Here is a 5,350-nt window from a genome sequence, read left to right on the forward strand (position 1 = left end):
GCACGCCCCAGGAAATGCCGTAGCGGGCGCGGTTGAGGCAGCCGAACGGGCCTTTCAGGCCGGAGACGTTGGGCAGCAGCGCGTCTTCCGGAACCACGACACCGTCCATCACGACCTCGCCGGTGATGGAGGCGCGAAGCGACAGCTTGCCGCCGATCTTCGGTGCCGACAGGCCCTTCATGCCCTTCTCCAGCACGAAGCCGCGGATCTGGTTGTCGTGCGCGGCCGACTTGGCCCAGACCACGAACACGTCGGCGATCGGCGCGTTCGAGATCCACATCTTGCTGCCGGTCAGGCGATAGCCGTCCGACACCTTCTCGGCGCGCGTTTTCATGCCGGCCGGATCGGAGCCGGCATCAGGCTCGGTCAGCCCGAAGCAGCCGACCCACTCGCCGCTGGCGAGCTTCGGAAGGTACTTCTTGCGCTGGTTCTCGTCGCCATAGGCGTAGATCGGATACATCACCAGCGAGGACTGCACCGAGTTCATCGAGCGGTAGCCGGAATCGACCCGCTCGATCTCGCGCGCGACCAGACCATAGGCGACATAGCCTGCATTGGCACAGCCATATTCCTCCGGCAACGTGATGCCGATCAGGCCGAGTTCGCCCATCTCGTTGAAGATCTCGCGATCCGTCTTCTCTTCGAGATAGGCCTTGGCGACGCGCGGCAGCAGCTTGTCCTGGGCGTAGGCGCGCGCGGTGTCGCGCACCATGCGCTCGTCTTCGGTGAGCTGCTCGTCGAGCAGGAACGGATCGTCCCACTGGAAAGAAGCCGAAGCCGGCTTGTCCTTGGCCTGAGGGCGCGCGGTCATGAAACGTCCTTTCGTCTGGTTCCGTCAAAATTTGCCCGACAAAGTAAAGCGCCGCGGCAACAAGTGCAATTGCGTTGCAGATGTACGGGTCTGCGTGATTCCCGGGGACCCGCGAGGCGCGCCTCGGGGGATGCGCTTCGCGCACCCCTGGATGACAGCGCTAGCTTTCGAGTAGCTCGTTGGCGACGATCTCGATGCCGAAGCCCGAAAGGCCCTTGTAGTCGTGCACCGAGGAGGTGAGATGCCGGATCGAGGTGACGCCGAGATCGCGCAGGATCTGTGCACCGACGCCGACTTCGCGCCACTGGCGGTTGCGGTCGGCCTCGGTCGCGCTCTCATCGGGCAGCGGCGCCACAGGGACACCGGCCGCACCGTCGCGCAGATAGACCAGAACGCCACGGCCCGATTTCTTGAAGTGCTCGAGCACCGCCGCCATGCGCTTGTGGCCGGTGAAGATGTCCTTGACGATGTTCGGCTTGTGAAAGCGTGTCAGGACGTTCTTGCCGTCGCCGACGCCGTTGTAGACGAAGGCGACATGGGCGATGGAATCGAACGGCGAGCGGTAGGCATAGCCCTGCAGCGGCCCGATCGGGCTCTCGGTGACGAAGGTCGAGACCCGCTCGATCAATTTCTCGCGCACCTGGCGGTAGGCGATCATGTCGGCGATGGTGACGTGCTTGAGCTTGTGCTGGGCGGCGAAGCGGGCGACCTGCTCGCCCTTCATCACGCTGCCGTCGTCATTCATCAACTCGCTGATGACGCCGACCGGCGGCAGGCCGGAGAGCTTGCACAGGTCGACCGCGGCCTCGGTATGGCCGGAGCGCAGCAGCACGCCGCCGTCCTTGGCGATCAGCGGGAAGATGTGACCGGGACGGGCGAAGTCGTTGGCGCCGGCATTGGGATTGGACAGCGCGCGGCAGCACGAGGCGCGCTCCTCGGCCGAGATGCCGGTGCCGCCGTCGGGCTTGTAGTCGATCGAGACCGTGAATGCGGTGGTGTGCGCTGAGTCGTTGTGGGCCACCATCGGATCGAGCCGCAGGCGGCGCGCATCTTCGCTGGTGATCGGGGCGCAAACGATGCCGGAGGTGTGGCGGATGATGAACGCCATCTTCTCGGCGGTGCAGAACGAGGCGGCGACGATCAGATCGCCCTCGCCCTCGCGGTCTTCGTCGTCGGTGACGACCACGAGCTCACCCCGGGCAAAGGCCTGCAAGACTTCCTGGACGTTATCCGGCATTTCCCAATCTCTATCGGTTATGGCCCGGAGGCTTAGCCGGACTTGAGCCGGGGCGCTAGTGTCCCCGGCGCAACCGCATATGCCGGACCGCAGCCCTGCCCAACGGGCGGCTTGCACCGGGCATCTCGGTGAGAAGCCGGCCGGGCGCGGTCAGGGCAGCACTTCGCGCCGCTCGCCGAGCCGCTGATCGAGCTCGGCCCGCTTGTCGGCCAACAGGCCGGCCTGGGCGGCCTCGATCACCGTGAACAGTTCATGGGCGTCGCTGAGCCGGGTCACGGTGACATAGCTGGCGCCAGCCGCGTAGAGTTCGTCCACATCCGACAACAGATCGGCCGTGGCAATGATCATGGCGGTCGGGTTGAGGGTGCGGACGTGGCGGACCAGCTTCTCGTTGCTGGCACCCTTCAGAAGCGCATCCGGGACGCTGAGGATGATCATCTCGGATTTGCCGACGCCGGCATGGAGCAGCGTGTCGGCGCTGCTGATATCGCCATAGATCACGTGCAGGCCGCGCGACAGCAACGTCTGGTACACATTCGGATTGAAGTCGATCACGGTGATCTGCTCGAGCAGCACCGGTGCCTGCCGTTCGATCTCGGCCAGCAGCGCGCTCGCCGCACGGAAAAAGCCGAGGATGACGATGCGGCGCGCCTCGCCATGGCCCTCGTGTCCTTCCTCGCCGTGGCCATTGCCGTGGTCGAGATCGCGCAGGCCGATCCGCTTCAGGGGACCGATCGCCCAGCGGGTGATCTCGTCGCTGCGGGTCATCACGAATGTCGAGAGCACCGCCAGCACCACGAAGGCGAAGGAGGCCGCGTTCGCCGTCTGGGCTGCGATGTGGTGGTCGGCGACGCCGGTCTGGATCACCACCAGCGAGAACTCGGAGATCTGCGCGAGATTCAGGGCCGGCAACAGGCTGGCTCGCAGGCCCTGCTTCATCAGATAGAGCGGGACGAAGGTGGTCACGAGGCGGCTCACCACCGTGAACGCCGCGATCATCAGGGCAAGTCCGATCACGGAGAGGCCGGGCACGGGAATGGTCATGCCGAGCGCGACGAAGAACAGCGTGATGAAGAAATCGCGAAGCGTGGTGACCTTGGCCGTGACATCGAGCGCATAGGGAAAGGTCGAGAGCGAGACGCCGGCGATCAGGGCGCCCATCTCGCGCGACAGCGACAGCCGCTCGGCGGTCTCGGCGACCAGGAAGCACCAGGCGAGCGCGCCGAGCAGGATCAACTCGGGGCGGCGGGCGATCTGGTGAAACAGGCGCGGCAGCACGTAGCGGCTCACCAGCAGTGCCGCGGCGACCAGCACTGCGACCCGCCCGATCGAGAGCAGGATCACGCTGATTTCCAGATTGGCAAGGCTCGGCTGCACCGCCAGAAACAGGATGGCGAAGATGTCCTGGAGCACCAGCACGCCGAGGGTGATGCGGCCGGGCAGCGTGTCGAGCTCGCGCTTCTCGTAGAGCACCTTGACGATGATGACGGTGCTCGACAGCGCGCAGGCGACACAGAGGTAAACCGCATCGAACTGTCCGCCCCCGAGCGACAGGCCGATGCCGACGAAGAACAGCACCCCGAGCAGGCAGCCGCCGAGGAGCTGGCCGCCCGCCGCGAACAGGATGACCTTTCCGGCCCGCACGATCTTCTTCAGGTCGATCTCCAGGCCGATCATGAACAGCATGAAGATCAGGCCAAGCTCGGAGATGACGCTGATCGATTCCTGCGACTTGACCCAGCCGGCGCCAAATGGACCAATGCAGAAGCCGGCGATAAGATAGGCGAGGATCAGCGGTTGCCTGGAGAAGTGGGCAAGCAGGCCCAGCATCCAGGCAAACAGGATACAGAGAGTGATGTCGCGAATGAGCTCGTGCATGCCAGATTGGTCCGTTTTGCCGCACCCTAGTGATCGAGTGCGGTGCGGCAAGCGAGCAATTCGTCACATGCGGATGGGGCTCGCCACTGCACTGCTGCTATGCCCCCTCGCCTGCTCCGTGCCCGCAGCCGCTCAATCCAAGGTCAATATCGAACAAAACTTTGCAGATTCCCTCACCGCACTGCCGAAAGAAGAACTCGCCGTCGCCGGCGGGTTCTACGTGCCCGCCTATTCCAGTGTCGCGATGAGCCAGGGCAAGCTGCGCGTCGACTTCTCGGTGACCTTGAGCGTGCACAACGCCTCCGAGACCCAGCCGCTGGTCGTCAAACGCATCGCCTATTTCGACACCGCAGGCAAGCAGGTCGAGAGCTATCTGAAGGCGCCCGTCGCGTTGAAGCCCCTCGCCACCGTCTCGATCTTCATTCCGACCGACGACGTACGCGGCGGGACCGGAGCCAATTTCCTGGTCGATTGGGCCGCAGCAAGCGAGATCGCCGAGCCTGCTGTCGAGGCCTTGATGGTTGGCGGCGTCGCCAATGCGCATTACGCTTTCATCAGCCAAGGCCGTCCGACCCGGACGGCCGGCAAGAACTAAGGCCGTCTGTCCGCCGGATGCGGGCAAAAGAAATAGGCATGGCCGACGCAACGCCGGCCGGCTCAAAAAGAAAACAACGAGGAACGCTCCCATGACGTCCAGCTTCGATTTTGCGCCCCTGTTTCCCGCAGGGCTGCCGGCCCCCTCTGCGCGCTGGACGGGCCTCGCCAAATACAGTTTTGTCGGCGGCAACAACGACTCCGAGCAGGTGCCGCTCGATGATCTGATCGAGGCGGCCAATCTGGCTCTGCAACGCGAAGGCCGCTCGCTCGCCAGTTACGGGCTGGCACATGGTCCCCAGGGCTATCTGCCCTTGCGCGAATTCCTGGTGGCAAAACTCAAGCGCGATGCCGGCATCAACTGCACGGTCGACGATCTCCTGATCGTGTCCGGCTCGCTGCAGGCGCTCGACCTCGTCAACGCCACGCTGCTGACGCGCGGCGACACCGTGATCTTCGAGCAGGATAGCTATCAGGGCTCGCTGACCCGCCTGGCACGGCTCGGAGTCAACGTGATTGGCATTCCCCTCGACAACGACGGCATGCGCATGGACGTGCTGGCCACGACGCTGGCCGACCTCAAGGGCCGCGGCATCCGTCCGAAATACATCTACACCATTCCGACCGTGCAGAACCCGACCGGCAGCATCATGCCGGAGGGCCGCCGCACCGAGCTGTTGCGGCTGTCGGCAGACTACGGCGTGCCTGTTTTCGAGGACGATTGCTATGCCGATCTGGTCTGGTCGGGACAGCGGCCGCCGGCGATCCATGCGATGAGCCCGAACGGCGGCGTGATCCATATCGGCTCGTTCTCCAAGTCGATCTCGCCG

Annotated in this window: 5 protein-coding genes; 2 read left to right on the top strand and 3 right to left on the bottom strand. The window is 64.6% G+C overall.

The genetic code is table 11. The features are described from left to right. From IVB32_RS04420 to IVB32_RS04430, 3 genes are all read right to left on the bottom strand, one after another. On the bottom strand, positions 1-811 hold an 811-nt coding region (locus IVB32_RS04420), incomplete at its 3' end, for an acyl-CoA dehydrogenase family protein (RefSeq protein ID WP_247409905.1). 160 nt (positions 812-971) lie between these two features. After that, on the bottom strand, positions 972-2,048 hold the full coding sequence (gene ribB / locus IVB32_RS04425; protein WP_018456228.1) for a 3,4-dihydroxy-2-butanone-4-phosphate synthase: 1,077 nt from the start codon (positions 2,046-2,048) through the stop codon (positions 972-974). 150 nt (positions 2,049-2,198) lie between these two features. Continuing rightward, positions 2,199-3,926: a cation:proton antiporter gene (locus IVB32_RS04430; RefSeq protein WP_085352555.1), complete on the bottom strand. Its 1,728-nt coding sequence runs from the start codon at positions 3,924-3,926 to the stop codon at positions 2,199-2,201. Between the two features lie 67 nt (positions 3,927-3,993). On the opposite strand from IVB32_RS04430, the gene IVB32_RS04435 reads away from it, so the two are divergent. Beyond that, complete coding sequence (locus IVB32_RS04435) at positions 3,994-4,521, top strand: DUF3124 domain-containing protein (RefSeq protein WP_204513887.1); 528 nt, start codon at positions 3,994-3,996, stop codon at positions 4,519-4,521. Positions 4,522-4,612: 91 nt separating this feature from the next. Further along, positions 4,613-5,350 (top strand): PLP-dependent aminotransferase family protein (locus IVB32_RS04440; RefSeq protein WP_247409907.1); only part of this gene is annotated, 738 nt, incomplete at its 3' end.

Source organism: Bradyrhizobium sp. 23 (genome assembly GCF_023073295.1).
Classification (GTDB): domain Bacteria; phylum Pseudomonadota; class Alphaproteobacteria; order Rhizobiales; family Xanthobacteraceae; genus Bradyrhizobium; species Bradyrhizobium canariense_D.

Coding starts and splice junctions, on each gene's coding strand:
- IVB32_RS04430 (WP_085352555.1), bottom strand. CDS start 3,926: ATGCACGAGCTCATTCGCGACATCACTCTCTGTATCCTGTTTGCCTGG.
- IVB32_RS04435 (WP_204513887.1), top strand. CDS start 3,994: ATGCGGATGGGGCTCGCCACTGCACTGCTGCTATGCCCCCTCGCCTGC.
- ribB (WP_018456228.1), bottom strand. CDS start 2,048: ATGCCGGATAACGTCCAGGAAGTCTTGCAGGCCTTTGCCCGGGGTGAG.